Genomic DNA, 16,823 nt, shown 5'->3' on the forward strand with positions numbered 1-16,823 from the left:
TTTTTTGGAATATGCTTATGAAGCCAACTTACAACCAAAAACTGTTTATGAAGTAAAAAAAAGTGTCCCCCTCACTAGTGAAGGACAAAAGGCTTTAGTCAATTTGTACCAACCAATTATTGGCGCAGATGCTTTGGCTTTGTATTTTTGTTTATTACAAGACTTTGAAGATACACAAGAAAAATATACTCACCTGGAATTGCTTAATGCATTAGACATGGGAATTGGCACCATGAAAATTGCTAAAAAGCGTTTAGAAGGAATTGGTTTGTTAAAAACGTATTATAAAGAACAACCAGAAGTGAGATTTTTATATGTTTTAACAGAACCACTGGCTCCAAAAGAATTTTTAAAAGATGAACTGATGTCTTTTTTATTAGTCGTAAAAGTTGGTCAAAGTAAGTTTCGCCAGTTAAATAGACGTTTTAACTCTCTTGTGATTAATACGGATGGCTACCAGGAGGTCACGGCAAAGTTTGGTTCTGTTTATAATTTTTCTCAAAGCGAATATCAAGCCAATCAAAGCCTAGTAGAAAAAGCAACAAGTGCTTTAGCAAACGAGCAGACCAGTCAATTACCTTTAGACGATAAACAGCTAAACTGGCCACTATTACGAGATTTAGCCACCAAAAAATTTATTAATCCTGCCCAATTGACCGATACTTTGAAAAAGAGTTTACTTTTATACCATGAGTTGTTTGGCTATGATGAATTGCAATTAACTAATTTGATGGCTGAAGCGGTTGCTCTGACAGATGGTGTAATCGATCAGCGAAAATTAAAAAATATCGTTTATAAACAAAGCCAGCATCTGTTACCTGATAAAAAACAAACCAACCAAAATTATCAAAGTGATGAGCAGATAAGAAGAAAAAATACCTTGCTGGCCCAAGGTTTTACGCAAGCTGATTGGCAGACCATTCTTGATAGCGAACGCTTGGCACCGATGGAGTATTTAACAGCGCTAAAAGCGGCTAAAGGTGGTTATGTAACCAAAAATGAAGAATGGTTATTAACTGACTTAGTAAGTAAATCACCGTTACCGCCTGCTGTAATTAATATCTTGTTAAATTACTTATTGGTAGTGCAAAATAAAGCGCAATTACCCCAAGCGTTAACCAATCAGATCGCTAACGACTGGTCGCAAAATAAATTCAAGACACCAGAAGAAGCGATTTTGTATGTCAGAACAACTGTCAAAGAAAAACAAGTTGCTAAAGAACAACGGAAAAAAGCAAGTGGACGGCCTCAAAATATTGTGAAAAAAGAAGATTTACCCGACTGGTCAAAAAATCAGGCTAGCAGTGATCCTAACCGTAAAGCTGAAATTGATAAAATGATGCAAGAGTACTTTAATGATGAAGAAGGTGAGAAATAGTGGAAGATGTTGGTAAAGGTGTTAATGAACTGTTTGAACGCCGTAATTTTCAACAAAAATATGATGCCATGATGCAAGCCGTCTTAGCTGATTTAGATGTCAAACAATTTTTGGCTGAAAATAAAGAAAAACTAACTACAGAAGAAGTGAAAAAGAGCTATCCGAAGCTGTATGAATTTGTCCAAGAAAAACGTAAATTCGAATTAAACGATCCCACCATGATGGCCCCAGGCTATGAGCCTCGCTTAGTTTTGAATTTTCATTACGTGGATGTCGCTTATGTACCGACAGAAGACTTATTAGCACGACGCAAACAAGAAGAAATTAAAAATCGCGTGAGTACTATTGATATTCCTAAAGATATTCGCAATGCGAACATGAAAAATTTCGACAAAACAGATGAACGGGAAGAAGCTTTATTTGAGGCGATGAAGTTTATTAAAAATTACGCTCAAAATCCAAAAGTGTTTCATAAAGGCTTGTATTTAGCTGGTGATTTTGGGGTTGGTAAGACTTATTTATTAGGGGCGATGGCCAACGAATTAGCCAAACGAGGCTATACTTCTATGATGGTGCATATGCCTACTTTTACTTCAATGATGAAAAGTTCAGTGGCAGATAACACAGTCGCAGAGAAATTGGAACAAGTAAAAAAACCGAAAATCTTAATCTTAGATGATGTCGGCGCAGATGCACTGACAGCTTGGACCCGCGATGAAATTTTTGGAGTTATTTTGCAGTATCGCATGCAAGAACAGTTGCCCACATTTTTCACCTCTAATTTTACAATGGATGGGTTAGAAAATCATTTGCGGCTGACAAAGACTGCGGATGAACCCTTAAAAGCCAAACGGATTATGGAGCGTATTCGCTATTTAGCAAAAGAGATTATTATGTCTGGTCCTAATCGTCGCAATGACTAACTCCAATTGACACAAATTTTCTTTTTTTGAATTTTTGTGTCAATTTTTGCGAAATAATAGTCTGAGAGAGAATAAATAAGTGTTAATTTTTTAAAGGAGTGCAAAAAATGAATGAACAAGAACTCTCACAACGCCTGACAGTGGTGGGAAAAGCAGTACCAAAGGGAGCACGTTTAGCCGATATTGGCTCAGATCACGCTTATTTACCAGTTGCCTTAATGCTAGCCGATAAAATTACTTACGCAGTTTGTGGCGAAGTGGTAGCAGGGCCTTTTCATTCCGCGCAAACACAAGTTGCAAAAAGTGGGCTGACAGAAAAAATTGTCGTACGCTTAGCAGACGGGTTAGCAGCGATTGAACCAGCAGATAATATTAATGCCATTACAATTGCTGGAATGGGTGGTACATTAATTGCTAATATTTTAGAAAATGGCAAGATACAAGGACAATTGACCGGAAAAGAACGCTTAATTTTGCAACCCAACGTTGGGGAAGCAAATGTGCGTTTTTGGTTGCAAAAAGAAGGCTACCAAATTATTGAAGAAGATATTTTAGCAGAAAATGACAAAATTTATGAAGTTATTGTTGCAGAAAAAACTGGTGTAAAACAACAGTTATCTGAAAAAGAAGTTTTCTTTGGTCCCCATTTGTTAGCAGAAAAAAATAGCGTCTTTTTAAAAAAATGGCAACAAGAGCAACAGGCATTAAAAAAAGTATTAACTCAATTACAAAAAGCCAAAGTCATACCAGAAGAAAAAGTAGCAGCTATCCAAAAAGAACTAAGCTGGATTGAGGAGGTTTTATCTTGTTAGGAACAGATTTTATCAAACGCTTTGAAGCTTATTGTCCTTTGTGGCTCGCTGAAGAAGGGGATCCGGTGGGGCTACATATTGGGACATTAAATAAGCCGATTAAACGGGTTATGATGACCTTAGATGTACGTCCAGAAGTAGTCAAAGAAGCCATTGATAAGAAAATCGATTTAATTGTGGCAAAACATCCACCTATTTTTCGGCCGATTAAACGCTTAACTGAAACAGATCCGCAAACCAAAATGTATTTGGATTTGGTGAAACACGATATTGCAGTTTATGCAGCTCATACGAATATGGATATTATTCCTGATGGGTTAAATGACTGGTTTTGCGAAATGTTAGACGTTAAAGTTGAAGATTTTATGACGCAAACCCATGAAGTAAATTTTAAAAAATTAATTGTTTATGTGCCAGTTGAAGCTGCAGCCAGCATGCGGGAAGCGTTAGGAAAAGCTGGAGCTGGCCAGCAAGGTAACTATCAATTTACCAGTTTTCAAACTGTGGGGATGGGACGCTTTACGCCAGTTGAAAATGCAAATCCTACCATTGGAAGTGTAGGGCAGCCACAAAGCGTGCAAGAAGCCAAAGTGGAAGTTATTTTACCTGCAACAATTGAAGCAGAAGTCTTAAAAGCGATGTATGCTACTCATCCTTATGAAGAACCCGCTTTTGATTTATTTACTTTAGACAATGAACCAATGCGCTATGGCATTGGTCGTGTCGGTTATCTTTCTCAGCCAATGACGATTGAAAACTTTACCGCTAAAGTCAAAGAAGTCTTTGAATTAGATGGCTTACGTTTAGTTGAACCGCTGGAAAATGCCAAAAAAATGGTACAAAAAATTGCTATTTGCGGTGGTTCTGGCGGGAATTTTTATCCAGATGCCATTAAAAAAAATGCCGACGTCTATCTAACCGGCGATGTCTATTATCATACGGCTCATGACATTCAGGCAAATGGATTGACGGTAATTGATCCAGGGCATAACATAGAACGTGTCTGCATTCCCCGTTTTATTGAAAAAATGAACGAGTGGAAAAAAGAAGAAAATTGGGAGGTAGAATTCATTCCTTCTACAACCAATACAAATCCTTTTCAATATCGTTAAATAAATAGTGTGACAAACACTTGGGAGGAATTATTATGTACGAAAACTTATTACCGCGTTTTTTACGCTATGTTAAAACGGAAACGCGCTCAGATGCAACCAGTAAAACAACACCTTCAACAAAAACACAAGTGGCTTTTGCCCATGAATTAAAAAAGGAACTAGAAGATTTAGGTTTAACAGATGTTATTTACAACGAAACAAATGGTTATGTCATTGCGACCTTACCAAGCAATACTGACAAACCTGTTAAGACAATTGGCTTTATCGCCCATATGGATACGGCTGATTTTAACGCTGAAAATGTTAATCCCCAAATTATTGAAAATTACGATGGTGAATCGACGATTAATTTAGATAAAGAGGGCAAGTACACACTTAACACAAGTGACTTTCCCAATTTAAAAAATTACGCCGGTCAAACATTAATTACAACTGATGGCACGACTCTTTTAGGCGCTGACGATAAAGCCGGAATTGCTGAAATCATGACGGCTTTAGAAATCTTAATTAAAAATCCTGAAATTAAACACGGCACAATTAAAGTTGGTTTTGGTCCAGACGAAGAAATTGGTGTCGGGGCAGATAAATTTGATGTTGCGCAATTTGGTGCAGACTTTGCATATACTATGGATGGTGGCCCAGTTGGCGAATTGCAATACGAAACCTTTAATGCGGCAGCCGCTGAAATTACAATTCACGGTAAAAATGTGCATCCAGGGACTGCCAAAGACACAATGATTAATGCGTTACGCTTAGCAATTGATTTTAACAATCAGTTGCCACAAAATGAAATCCCAGAAAAAACTACTGGTTACGAAGGATTCTTTCATTTAATGGCATTAAATGGTAACGAAGAAGAAGCTAAAATGAGCTATATTATTCGTGATCATGATCGAAATAAATTTGAAGAAAGAAAAGCACTAATTGAAAAAATTGCTGACAAAATGAATAGTCAATTTGATGAAAAACGGATTGATGTTAATATGTACGATCAATATTACAATATGAAAGAAATTATCGAAAAAGACTTGAGCATTGTCGAAATTGCTAAAAATGCGATGTTAGCGTTAGATATTGAGCCAATTATTGAACCAGTTCGTGGCGGTACTGACGGCTCTAAGATTTCACAATTAGGAACACCAACACCGAATATTTTTGCCGGTGGCGAAAACATGCACGGTCGTTTTGAGTATGTTTCTTTACAAGCGATGGAAAAAGCGACAGATGTGATTGTGAAAATTGCCGAATTAAATGCGACAAACGCATAATTTAGTCAAAATTTTTAAATATACTTGTTATAATGAAGCGAGAGGCCTACGCTTGGCGTAAGTGTTCTCGCTTTTGTTTATTTTAGAAGCGTTAAATTTACAAAAAAAGGAGTCTTGTGAGTGTTTAATGAAAATCCATTGTGGTTTTATCTCGTTTTAGTAAATCTCTATGTCTTTTTCTTGATGTATTATGATAAACGACAAGCTGTAAAAAAAGGCCAACGAATTTCAGAGAAGAATCTCTTATTTATGGGAATCGTCGGTGGTGGTTTAGGTGGCTTATTAGCGCAAAAAATATTTCGCCATAAAACCCGTAAGAAAAAGTTTTACCTATGTTTTCTAATTGGGGTTGCGGTTGATTTGTTGCTGATTATTTACTATCACTAGTAGTCTAAAGGAGTTTTTATGAAAATTAGTTCAAAAACAAAGTTACTCTTAAATATTTTACTATTAGTTATAATTTTTGGGGTGATGTTTTATTTATTACAAAATTCATTTGGCGAAATTTTAGCGGAATTAAAAAGTACTTCCATTTACGCTTTAATCACTGTTTTTGGATGTGGTACGCTTTATCTAGTAGTAGAAGGGCTGAATATCAAAACCTTAGCCGAACCTTTTACCCATGATTTTAAAACACAAGATGGCTTTTTTGCAGTTTGTTATTATACTTTTTATCGGGTTGTCACTTTTGGTGCGGGAACGTTGATTTCTGAGGTGAATTATTACCGGCGCAAAGGCCTGCGCCTTTCAGATGGCGTCGGGGTGACAGCATTGCATATGGTAATGTATAAATTGGCGCTGTTTATCTATGCTTTATTGGGACTAATCATTCAGTTTTCTTTATTTTATGATAAAGCACCGAATATGATTCCTCTTATTTTGGCGGGGATGGTGGTAACTTTTCTAATTATTGCGGTCTTGTTATTACTTTCTTTAAGTTTAAATTTGCAAGTTTTTTTCGTCAAGGTAACCAATAAACTTTTTAAGTCACAACGATTGCGAAACATAGTAGATAAAGTAAATTTACAAGTTTATTCGCTACGAATTGCAGTAAATGGGATTTTAAAAGAACGTCCCCGTATCTTTAAAATCTTCTTGTTGAATTTAGCGAAAATGGCTATTTGGTATGTGTTGCCATATTTTGTATTAGTGGAAAATCACCCTTCATTAGATTTTCTTTTAGTCTTTTCGTTAATAAGTTTTACTGTTATTTTAGCTGGTGTTATTCCCACGCCGGCAGGAATAGGTTCCTTTGAATTTGTCTATTTATTACTGTTTAAACCATTAGTTGGTACCGTTGACGCTGTATCATCAATGTTATTGTATCGTTTTGCTACGTATCTGTGGCCTTTTATGTTGGGATTTTTATATGTTTTATGGGATAAACGTAAAACGATCAAAGGTGAGCTGAAAGAATTGAAAGATTGAATTTTAGTCATGAAGATACAGGCTACAAAATGATTGTTTGAAAGAACTATAAATCGTGATTTTTGATTATTAGTAGTAAGTGTTAAAGGGTAAGAAGATTGAATTATCAATCCTCTTACTCTTTTTTATTTATTAATTTGTTGGAAAGACTAAGTTTACCGTAGAATACGAAATTTAAGTTTAGATTTAATACTTTGATGGTAAAGAAAATGAAAAGGATGTAAAAATATATGTAAGCGATTCTTCGTTAAAAATTTCTCTTTTTTTGCCAAATATTTTGACAGTATCAGACTTTTTTTCGTTGTTAAGAAAAAAGGAGAAAAATAGATGTATCTTGTCGTGAGTCCAAATCAATTAGGCTATTTTAAACCGGAAACAACAGCGGTACGGTTAAAAAATTTTTTAAAAAAGAGCGAAGATGAAAAACGTTTTTTAACTTATTTACACTTCATTGAAATTTGCAGTAAATTATTTATAAAAGTCCAGCCATTACAGCCTGAGTTATATCAAAGTGAGGTTAATTCGATCTTTCAAAAAGAAAGATGGGAACCGTTTTTAGCAGAATACTTATTATTTTTTCAACCATTTTTTAAAGATGAACGATGGGTTTATATGGTGCGCAAGTTGCGGCAATTTCAACGCCTTTCTTTAGTCAGACTATTAAAGATGGTGTTTTTTTGCTACTGGAAAAAAATAAATGCAGTTGATGAATTGTGCCGAAAGTTTAACTATTCAGCTCTTGAAAATTCCAGTTAATAAAGGCAACAGATTTTTCTAAAAAGAATAAAAAAATTGGTTACAATGCAGACTTAGTTTTTGACCTTTACTGACCAAAGGAGTATAATATTGTTGTGAGTAAAAAATCTTCTTGCGGTATTTATGCCAAAATAGGCGGATAGTAGTATGATAGAAGTAGTAAAACTCACTTTAATGATGAACTTTAGGAGGAATGGCAAATGAATATTGAAAAAATGACGACAACGCTACAAGAAGCGATTGCACAAGCGCAACAGATTGCAGTGACCCGTCATCATCAAGAAATCGACATTGCTCATTTATGGAAAATTTTCTTACAACCCAATCATTTTGGGCGTAATTTTTATACAGATGCTGGTGTCGATGTGGCAGGTTTTGAACGAGAAGTCGACAAAGCACTTGATGAGTATCCTAGTGTTGCAGGCGGTAACGTCGCTTATGGTCAAAGTATGAGTCAAAATCTCTTCAATTTATTGAATGAAGCAGATCAATTACGGGAAAGTTTCGGTGATGAATTTTTAGCAACTGAAATTGTAATTTTAGCCCTTATGAAATTGAAAAATTATCGTTTGACGAAATACTTGACGAGTCAAGGTGTGACAGAAAAAGAATTGCGTCAAAATATTGAGTCAATGCGAGGAGGGGAAAAAGTGACCTCAAAAAATCAAGAAGAGCAATATAAAGCACTAGAAAAATACGGTGTCGATTTAGTTCAACAAGTTAAAGCTGGCAAAATGGATCCCATTATTGGCCGGGATGAAGAAATTCGCGATGTTATTCGGATTTTATCCCGCAAAACAAAAAATAACCCTGTTCTAATAGGTGAACCTGGGGTGGGGAAAACAGCCATTGTTGAAGGGTTAGCTCAACGTATTGTCCGCAAAGATGTCCCTGAAAATCTAAAAGACAAAACAATCTTCTCACTAGATATGGGATCATTAATTGCAGGAGCAAAATTTCGCGGTGAATTCGAGGAACGATTAAAAGCTGTTTTAAAAGAAGTAAAAAAAGCAGATGGTCGTATTATTTTATTCATTGATGAAATTCATAATATTGTTGGAGCTGGTAAAACAGAAGGTAGTATGGATGCTGGTAATTTATTAAAACCCATGTTAGCTCGAGGAGAGTTACACATGATTGGTGCTACTACCTTAGATGAATACCGGCAATATATGGAAAAAGATAAAGCATTAGAACGCCGTTTCCAAAAAGTATTGGTTGCAGAGCCAACCGTTGAAGATACTATCTCTATTTTGCGGGGCTTAAAAGAACGTTTTGAAATTCATCACAGCGTTAATATTCATGACAATGCGCTAGTTGCAGCAGCGACTCTTTCTGATCGTTATATTACTGATCGTTTTTTACCTGATAAAGCAATTGATTTGGTAGATGAAGCGAGTGCTACGATTCGCGTTGAAATGAATTCAATGCCAACAGAATTAGACCAAGTAACGAGACGTTTGATGCAATTAGAAATTGAAGAAGCTGCTTTGAAAAAAGAAAGTGATGACGCTTCTAAGAAACGTCTCGAAATACTACAAGCAGAATTGGCTGAATTACGTGAAGAAGCCAATGCAATGAAGATGCAATGGGAAACAGAAAAAGAAGAAGTAAATAAAATCACGACAAAACGTTCTGAAATTGATAAAGCAAAGCATGAATTAGAAGATGCTGAAAATAATTATGATTTAGAACGGGCAGCTGTTTTACGTCACGGTACTATTCCCCAATTAGAAAAAGAGTTGGCGGATCTTGAGGAAAAAGGTATCGATGATCACGTACGTCTAGTACAAGAATCTGTGACAGAAGAAGAAATCGCAACTGTTGTTGGTCGCATGACGGGTATCCCGGTTACTAAGCTAGTAGAAGGGGAACGAGAAAAATTAATGAAGTTAAATGAAACACTTCATCATCGTGTCATCGGTCAAGACGAAGCGGTAAATGCGGTTAGTGATGCGGTAATTCGCTCCCGAGCAGGCTTACAAGATCCAAACCGACCATTAGGTTCTTTCTTATTCTTAGGTCCAACCGGTGTCGGGAAAACAGAATTAGCCAAAGCCCTAGCAGAAAACTTATTTGATTCTGAAGATCACATGGTACGAATTGATATGAGTGAATATATGGAAAAACATTCAGTCTCTCGTCTTGTTGGAGCACCTCCAGGTTATGTAGGCTATGAAGAAGGTGGCCAATTAACCGAAGCAGTGCGCCGCAACCCATACACCATTGTTTTATTAGATGAAATCGAAAAAGCCCATCCTGATGTCTTTAATATTTTACTGCAAGTATTAGATGATGGTCGTTTAACCGATTCCAAAGGACGGGTAGTAGACTTTAAAAATACGGTCTTGATTATGACGAGTAACATTGGTTCACAGCTTCTTTTAGAAGGTGTGACAGGAGAAGGGACAATTCCAGAAGCTGTAAAAGAACAGGTTATGAATTTATTGCGTGGGCACTTTAAACCAGAGTTTTTAAACCGAATTGATGATACTATTTTATTTACGCCATTAAGTTTAGCGGATGTAACTGGTATCGTAGATAAAATCATTGGACAACTATCAAAACGATTGGAAGATCAAGAAATTGTCTTAGCTATTACCGAAGAGGCGAAAACCTGGATTGCTGAAAATGCCTATGAACCTGCTTATGGGGCACGACCTCTCCGTCGCTTCATTACCCGTGAGGTAGAAACCCCACTAGCAAAAGAAATTGTTTCTGGACGCGTGCTACCAAAAACAAAAGTTACAATTAGTCTTTTAAATGACCAATTGGTTTTTCAAAATGAAGCCATAACAGAAGCTTAATATAAAAAGTCACAACAAGTCTGAACCGACTCCAAAAGTTAGCGTAAAAAATCTAACTTTTGGGGTCGGTATTTTGATAGCTAAAGAAAAGACGATATGATTTTTTAAGCTTAATTTGCTACTATTTGCTTTCCTATGACAAATAATTAGGTGAAAAAATTAAACTCGTCTATAATTAAAAGAAAGAGACTAAAGGAGCGGGTGAAAATGGAAATCAAGACACAAATAATACCCGAGATATTATTATTAGAAAAAGAAGAAGAAATCGCAAGTGAAGACTTTGGTGCCGCTTTGGCCCAAGCGTATGAAGAAATGGCTACAGCCTTAATTTCAGCGGGTGTTTCAATTAAAGGAGAACCTTTCGTACATTACTTGGAAGTCAGTAGAGAAGGTGAAATTCATACGAATCCTTTGAAAGTTGGCTTTTGCTTGCCAATTGAAAAAGACTTTTTAGTGACTGCACCTTTAAAAATTACGAAACGGCCTGCTTTTAAAGCTGCAGTGGCGACTTTTATTGAAGACGATAATGATAGTGGTCTTATTTATCGCCTGCTATTAGAAGAAATTCAAAAAGAAAAAGGCACATTTCGCCAAGAAAGTTATGAGTATTATGAAGAGATAAATGGAAAAGCAGAAACCATTATTGAACTACCTTTTCAATAATTTCTAAACGTAAAATAGTGCTCTCTTTTTTATGTGAACTAAAAAAGCGCTAAGTAACTCTATTTATAAAGAGTTAACTCAGCGTTTTTTTTTAGAAATAATCACTAAAATATGCTTCCATGTCCGGAATAATTTGTTCTAAGATATGGATGGCCTTTTTATCTGTTACTTGTAGACGTTCAATCCGATATAAATAGGAGGCGCGTCGGTAGTTCATTAAAAGACAGCTTAGTGTTTGAATGTCAATCTCAATTGCAGGCCCGACTTTTGTCCCTGTTTGAATAGTAATAGAATCATTCTCACCAATAATTGAAAAAGTATTGTTATTCCACTCTGCCAAGGGATCATGGACGACAAAATGAAAAGCACCATTAAAAGACTCAAAAGGAAATCTTTTTAAAAATTGTTCGACATCCACGATTCTCGCCATATAATACGGTTCAATGGTCTCTCTAATTTGACTATCTTCTAATAGAAATGCTAATGGCTCGTTTTTATAAATATTGCCTTTCACCCAATAAACCATCGAAAAATGTGCTGAAATGAAATTCCATAATCCATTCCGAGCTTCTTGATTTAAGTAAAACATTTCTTTGACGTGAAAAACTTCTTCAGCTACCCAATAAAATAAAACGCCCGTTGGATTGCCTTTACTGTCGTAATAAATAGCAGCAGTTCGTTCTTCTTCGTTTTCGTAACGCCAATATTCTTCCCAATGAAAATGGCTGCGTTTTAAGGCACCATGATTTTGGGTTGCAAAAATATCGTAAACTTTAAAAACATCTGGATGATCGACATTTCGCCTCTCCACCATACCCGGCACATCAACTTGTTTTGGCAGCTGGGTATCACGGATTTTGAAAGTCAGTTTATCCGACATAATTTCCCAACCTTTGCGTCGATAGTAGGGGATATTGTAAGGGTACAAATAGGAAATCCACTGTTGGTCTGCCCGCATAGTTTCTAACGCTTTTTTCACTAAGTCTTGCATTAGTCCGTGACCTGCATACTCTGGATAAGTACCCACACCTGTAATTCCGCCCATTTTATATTCGGCACCATGAATATTTACTTCACAGGGGTAGATGGCAATTTGCGAAATTAACTGATCTTTATGAAACCAACCAAAGACTTTTGATAATTCTAAGATTGGTTTTTTTGATTTAATCATTTCCTTTTTACTATCAAAGCCACTTTCTTCAATATCAGACTCTGTGATTTGAAAAACATAACTTAATAGCTCGTTAAATTGATCGACATCTTTTTCTTCCACTGGTAGAATTTGTAATTCGTCGCGAAAGTGTTCTTCCATAATTTCAACTCCAATTTTTGTTCTTAATTTTAGTATAACAAAGATTGCCAAATTTGTTGTTTACAAGCTAGGGAAAACTCTTTAAATATCTAAGTTTCGTTGGTATAATAAAAAGGCTGAAGTTAGCAGACCGCAAGGATTTTTTCGCGGTAATAAAGAAATGAGGGTATATATGAATCTAGCAGATATGAAAAAAAGACAGGAAATGATTCGGAACTTCTCCATCATTGCCCATATTGACCACGGAAAATCCACCTTGGCAGACCGTATCTTAGAGCAAACCCACACGGTGACGAGTCGAGAAATGCAAGATCAATTGCTAGACTCAATGGATTTAGAACGTGAACGTGGGATCACAATTAAATTAAATGCAGTTGAATTAAATTACACGGCAAAAGACGGAAAAACATATATTTTCCATTTGATCGACACTCCAGGGCACGTCGATTTTACGTATGAGGTTTCCCGTAGTTTAGCTGCTTGTGAAGGGGCTGTATTAGTAGTTGATGCAGCGCAAGGTATTGAGGCCCAAACTTTAGCTAACGTCTATTTGGCGTTGGATAATGATTTAGAGATTTTACCGGTTATTAATAAAATTGATTTACCTGCAGCAGATCCTGAACGAGTTCGCCAAGAAATTGAAGACGTCATTGGTATTGATGCCAGTGAAGCAGTGTTGGCTTCTGCTAAAGCAGGAATTGGGATTCAAGAGATTTTAGAACAAGTTGTTGAATATGTTCCCGCTCCAAGTGGCGACTTAAATGCACCGTTAAAAGCATTGATTTTTGACTCTGTCTACGATTCTTATCGGGGCGTAGTATTAAACGTGCGCGTAATGGATGGAGTAGTGAAACCTGGGGATAAAATCCAATTAATGAGTAACGGTAAAACTTTTGATGTAACAGAAGTTGGTGTCTTTTCACCTAAGGCAATCGCCCGTGATTATTTAATGGTAGGTGATGTAGGGTATATTACAGCAGCGATTAAGACAGTTCAAGATACACGTGTCGGGGACACAGTCACACTAGCCAATAACCCAGCTGAAAAAGCATTGGATGGCTATCGAAAAATGAACCCGATGGTATTTTGTGGGTTATATCCAATTGATACTTCCCGCTATAACGATTTGCGAGAAGCGTTGGAAAAACTACAATTAAATGATGCTGCACTACAGTTTGAACCTGAAACTTCCCAAGCATTAGGCTTTGGTTTCCGTTGTGGTTTTTTAGGCTTACTGCATATGGATGTTATTCAAGAGCGTTTGGAAAGAGAGTTCAATTTAGAGCTGATTACGACAGCTCCTTCTGTTATTTATCATGTAAATAAAACGGATGGCACTCAAGTTGTTGTGGATAATCCGGCTGATTTTCCTGATCCGGTCTCAATTCAAAATGTCGAAGAACCTTACGTGAAAGCCCAAATTATGGTGCCAAATGATTATGTTGGTGCGGTCATGGAATTATCTCAACGTAAACGTGGTGATTTTGTTACTATGGATTATTTAGACGATTATCGGGTGAATGTTGTTTATGAAATTCCATTATCTGAAATCGTGTTTGATTTCTTCGATAAATTAAAATCCAGCACCAAAGGCTACGCTTCTTTAGACTATGAAATGTCTGGTTACCGTACCAGCAAGCTCGTTAAAATGGATATTTTATTAAATGGTGAAAAAGTCGATGCGCTAAGCTTTATCGTGCACCGCGATTTTGCTTTTGAACGTGGGAAAGCAATTGTTGAAAAGCTGAAAAAATTAATTCCTCGACAACAATTTGAAGTACCAGTCCAAGCTGCAATTGGTCAAAAAATTGTGGCCCGTTCTGATATTAAAGCACTGCGTAAAAATGTTTTGGCCAAGTGTTACGGTGGGGACGTTTCCCGTAAGCGTAAACTGTTGGAAAAACAAAAAGAAGGTAAAAAACGGATGAAACAAATTGGCTCAGTTGAAGTCCCACAGGAAGCCTTCATGGCCGTTCTGAAAATGGATGACGACGAACCTAAGAAATAGCAAGGGGTCTAGAGATTACTCTAGACCTTTCTTTTTATGTTTTCCCACATTTTTCCCACCAAAAAAGACTCTACGGGCTAGTGAAATAGCAAGGAATTTTTGAAAACGAGTGAAAGAAATAGGCTGTTTTCATCAAGACTTCCGCCCAATTTCCGCCCTGAAAAAAATAGGGCGGACATTTTTATGCCAACATCATTTCTAAATGACCTTTATTTTCATGATTTGCCGACGATTTGCCGACGTAAAAATTCAGGTTTTAGCAAATAAATTTTCGTAATAGTTGTGCAAAAAAGTGAAAAATTCCATTATCAAACATGTAAGCCCCCTAAAACTTGCCAATTGTGGTTAGTTTTAGGGGGCTTTTTCATTTTGAGACATATTATTTGAAAGCAAAAGATTCAAATAGTAGATTTTTATTAAATATTTTTGAGCAGAACATATGAAATAAAAAAACATAAGTATTATGCTATTAATGTATGGTAAAGGAATCTAGTTTTACCATTAAAAGGAAGGGGAGAATAGTATGAGTAAAAGCAAGGTTATTATCGTAGGTGCTTCACACGGCGGACACCAATCCATCCTTGAATTATTATCAAGATATGAAGACGATGTCGAAATTACATTATTTGAAGCAGGTGATTATATCTCATTTATGTCATGTGGGATGGAATTGTATCTGGAAGATCAAGTCACTGACGTCAATGATGTGCGTAACTTTAGACCTGAAAATTTCCCGGAATCTAATGTGCATATTTTAAATAATCAACTTGTTCAATCCATTAATGCCGATCATAAAACAGTAACAGTTAAAAATAAATTAGACGATACCACAGCAGACTATGAATATGATAAATTGATTTTAAGTTCTGGGGTGAAACCAAATTCACTTCCTGTCCCTGGTACAGAATTAGAAAACGTCTATTTAATGCGGGGTTATGACTGGGCGACAAAAATTAAAGACAAACTATCTAATCCTGAAATCAAGAAAGTAGCTGTAATCGGTGCGGGTTATATTGGGATTGAAGCTGCCGAAGCTTTTCAAAAAGCCGGCAAAGAAGTCATTTTGTTAGATATGATTGATCGGCCTTTAGGAACTTACCTTGATAAAGAAATGACCGATATATTAGCCGCCCATTTGACCGAAAACGGAATTAAAGTAATGACTGGGGCAAAGATTGAAGCATTTTTAGGAGATCAAAAAGTTTCAGCTATTCAAGTAAACAACGAAGAAATTCCAGTGGATTTAATTATCCAAGCAGCAGGGGTGAAACCGAATACAGAATGGCTAAAAGGCACTGTCGATTTGGATGACCGTGGCTTTATTATGACCAATGAATATTTACAAACTAATTTACCAGATGTTTATGCAGTCGGAGATGCAACTTTGGCTTATTCTGTTCCTGCTAATGCCAAGATGCCGATTGCGCTAGCGACTGTGGCAAGAAGAGAAGCAAGATATGTTGTGAAACATCTATTTGAAAAAGTGCCAAGTAAACCATTTGGCGGCGTAGTAGGTTCTTCTGCATTGAGTGTTTTTGATTATCATTTTGCGGCTAGTGGCTTAAATAGTTTTACAGCGCAAAAAGTAGGTAAAAACCTTTACAGTTCTTATTATGAAGATACGTTACGACCTAAATATGTACCAGAAAAATTTGGCAATAAAAAAGTTTCTGTCCAACTCTTCTTTGATCCAATCACGCATCAAATTTTAGGGGGAGCAGTTTTATCTACCTATGATATTACTGCCCAAGGAAATGTTTTAGCATTGGCGATTCAAAATAAAGTGACCATTGAAGACTTAGCAGAAGCTGATTTCTTCTTCCAACCAGGTTTTGACCGTCAATGGAGCTTATTAAACTTAGCGGCCCAACATGCATTAGGTGAAAAAGAATTTATTGAATAGACATTAAAAATGATTTTTAGTGTAATTTACTTTTTAAAGGTAATTTTTGTAATGCAATTTAGACGCGTATAATGTTAGCAGAATTTTAAGAATGATGTGTAGTGATAAGAGTCCATTTTTGAAGACTGTAACGAATAATTGAAAAGAGAATCTGGTTTACAGGTAGACAAATTATATGTCTGTCTGTAAGCCTTTTTTGTTTACCTAAAATTTATCCCCAATCAAAAGGTCTTAAAAGGCTAGTTATTTTAACGATAAGTGAATGCTGAAGATGACGTTAGTTTCTTTAGTAAGAATCCCGTAAGAAAACAACTTACCATATTCTTACGTTACTTGCTTTAAAGATTATCTTTGCTATGGTGGAGAAGTAGTTGTTACTTTATTTTCGATTAGAGGAGGTGATAGTTTTGCAAGATGAAGGTACGACGGTGAGCTATTGCCGTCTTAGTA

General features: G+C 36.3%; 13 protein-coding genes. 12 read left to right on the forward strand and 1 reads right to left on the reverse strand.

Annotated features, from left to right (window positions below; genetic code table 11):
* The first annotated feature begins 4 nt into the window (after positions 1–4).
* The 10 genes from RU96_RS01920 to RU96_RS01965 all read left to right on the forward strand — a co-directional run bounded on the left by RU96_RS01920 (position 5) and on the right by RU96_RS01965 (position 11,150).
* Positions 5–1,378: a replication initiation and membrane attachment family protein gene (locus tag RU96_RS01920; RefSeq protein ID WP_071863863.1), complete on the forward strand. Its 1,374-nt coding sequence runs from the start codon at positions 5–7 to the stop codon at positions 1,376–1,378.
* The gene (gene dnaI / locus RU96_RS01925) at positions 1,378–2,301 is read left to right on the forward strand and encodes a primosomal protein DnaI (RefSeq protein WP_071863864.1); all 924 of its coding nucleotides are present in this window, start codon (positions 1,378–1,380) and stop codon (positions 2,299–2,301) included. Before RU96_RS01920 ends, dnaI begins: the two co-directional genes overlap by 1 nt.
* A gap of 107 nt (positions 2,302–2,408) precedes the next feature.
* The gene (locus tag RU96_RS01930) at positions 2,409–3,113 is read left to right on the forward strand and encodes a tRNA (adenine(22)-N(1))-methyltransferase (protein ID WP_071863865.1); all 705 of its coding nucleotides are present in this window, start codon (positions 2,409–2,411) and stop codon (positions 3,111–3,113) included.
* The gene (locus RU96_RS01935; protein WP_211269890.1) at positions 3,104–4,225 is read left to right on the forward strand and encodes a Nif3-like dinuclear metal center hexameric protein; all 1,122 of its coding nucleotides are present in this window, start codon (positions 3,104–3,106) and stop codon (positions 4,223–4,225) included. The genes RU96_RS01930 and RU96_RS01935 overlap by 10 nt, the downstream gene beginning before the upstream one ends.
* A 35-nt stretch (positions 4,226–4,260) precedes the next feature.
* Positions 4,261–5,496 (forward strand): peptidase T, encoded by a 1,236-nt coding sequence (gene pepT, locus RU96_RS01940; protein WP_071863867.1) that lies wholly within the window; start codon positions 4,261–4,263, stop codon positions 5,494–5,496.
* Between the two features lie 120 nt (positions 5,497–5,616).
* The gene (locus RU96_RS01945) at positions 5,617–5,883 is read left to right on the forward strand and encodes a DUF1294 domain-containing protein (RefSeq protein WP_071863868.1); all 267 of its coding nucleotides are present in this window, start codon (positions 5,617–5,619) and stop codon (positions 5,881–5,883) included.
* A gap of 18 nt (positions 5,884–5,901) precedes the next feature.
* Positions 5,902–6,924, forward strand: coding sequence for a lysylphosphatidylglycerol synthase transmembrane domain-containing protein (locus tag RU96_RS01950; protein WP_071863869.1), 1,023 nt, complete (start codon positions 5,902–5,904; stop codon positions 6,922–6,924).
* A gap of 327 nt (positions 6,925–7,251) precedes the next feature.
* Entirely contained in the window at positions 7,252–7,680 is a 429-nt protein-coding gene (locus RU96_RS01955) for a hypothetical protein (protein WP_071863870.1), read from the forward strand.
* 200 nt (positions 7,681–7,880) lie between these two features.
* Positions 7,881–10,487, forward strand: a complete 2,607-nt coding sequence (gene clpB / locus RU96_RS01960) for an ATP-dependent chaperone ClpB (RefSeq protein ID WP_071863871.1) — start codon at positions 7,881–7,883, stop codon at positions 10,485–10,487.
* Positions 10,488–10,694: 207 nt separating this feature from the next.
* On the forward strand, positions 10,695–11,150 hold the full coding sequence (locus RU96_RS01965) for a GyrI-like domain-containing protein (RefSeq protein ID WP_071863872.1): 456 nt from the start codon (positions 10,695–10,697) through the stop codon (positions 11,148–11,150).
* Between the two features lie 91 nt (positions 11,151–11,241).
* On the opposite strand, the gene RU96_RS01970 is transcribed toward RU96_RS01965, so the two are convergent.
* Positions 11,242–12,462 (reverse strand): GNAT family N-acetyltransferase, encoded by a 1,221-nt coding sequence (locus RU96_RS01970; protein WP_071863873.1) that lies wholly within the window; start codon positions 12,460–12,462, stop codon positions 11,242–11,244.
* A gap of 172 nt (positions 12,463–12,634) precedes the next feature.
* On the opposite strand from RU96_RS01970, the gene lepA reads away from it, so the two are divergent.
* Both lepA and RU96_RS01980 read left to right on the forward strand, forming a co-directional pair.
* The gene (gene lepA, locus RU96_RS01975) at positions 12,635–14,470 is read left to right on the forward strand and encodes a translation elongation factor 4 (RefSeq protein WP_071863874.1); all 1,836 of its coding nucleotides are present in this window, start codon (positions 12,635–12,637) and stop codon (positions 14,468–14,470) included.
* Positions 14,471–14,993: 523 nt separating this feature from the next.
* Positions 14,994–16,373: an FAD-dependent oxidoreductase gene (locus tag RU96_RS01980; protein WP_071863875.1), complete on the forward strand. Its 1,380-nt coding sequence runs from the start codon at positions 14,994–14,996 to the stop codon at positions 16,371–16,373.
* Positions 16,374–16,823: the final 450 nt, after the last annotated feature.

It is taken from the genome of Enterococcus canintestini (genome assembly GCF_001885735.1).
GTDB classification, from domain to species: Bacteria; Bacillota; Bacilli; order Lactobacillales; family Enterococcaceae; genus Enterococcus_C; species Enterococcus_C canintestini.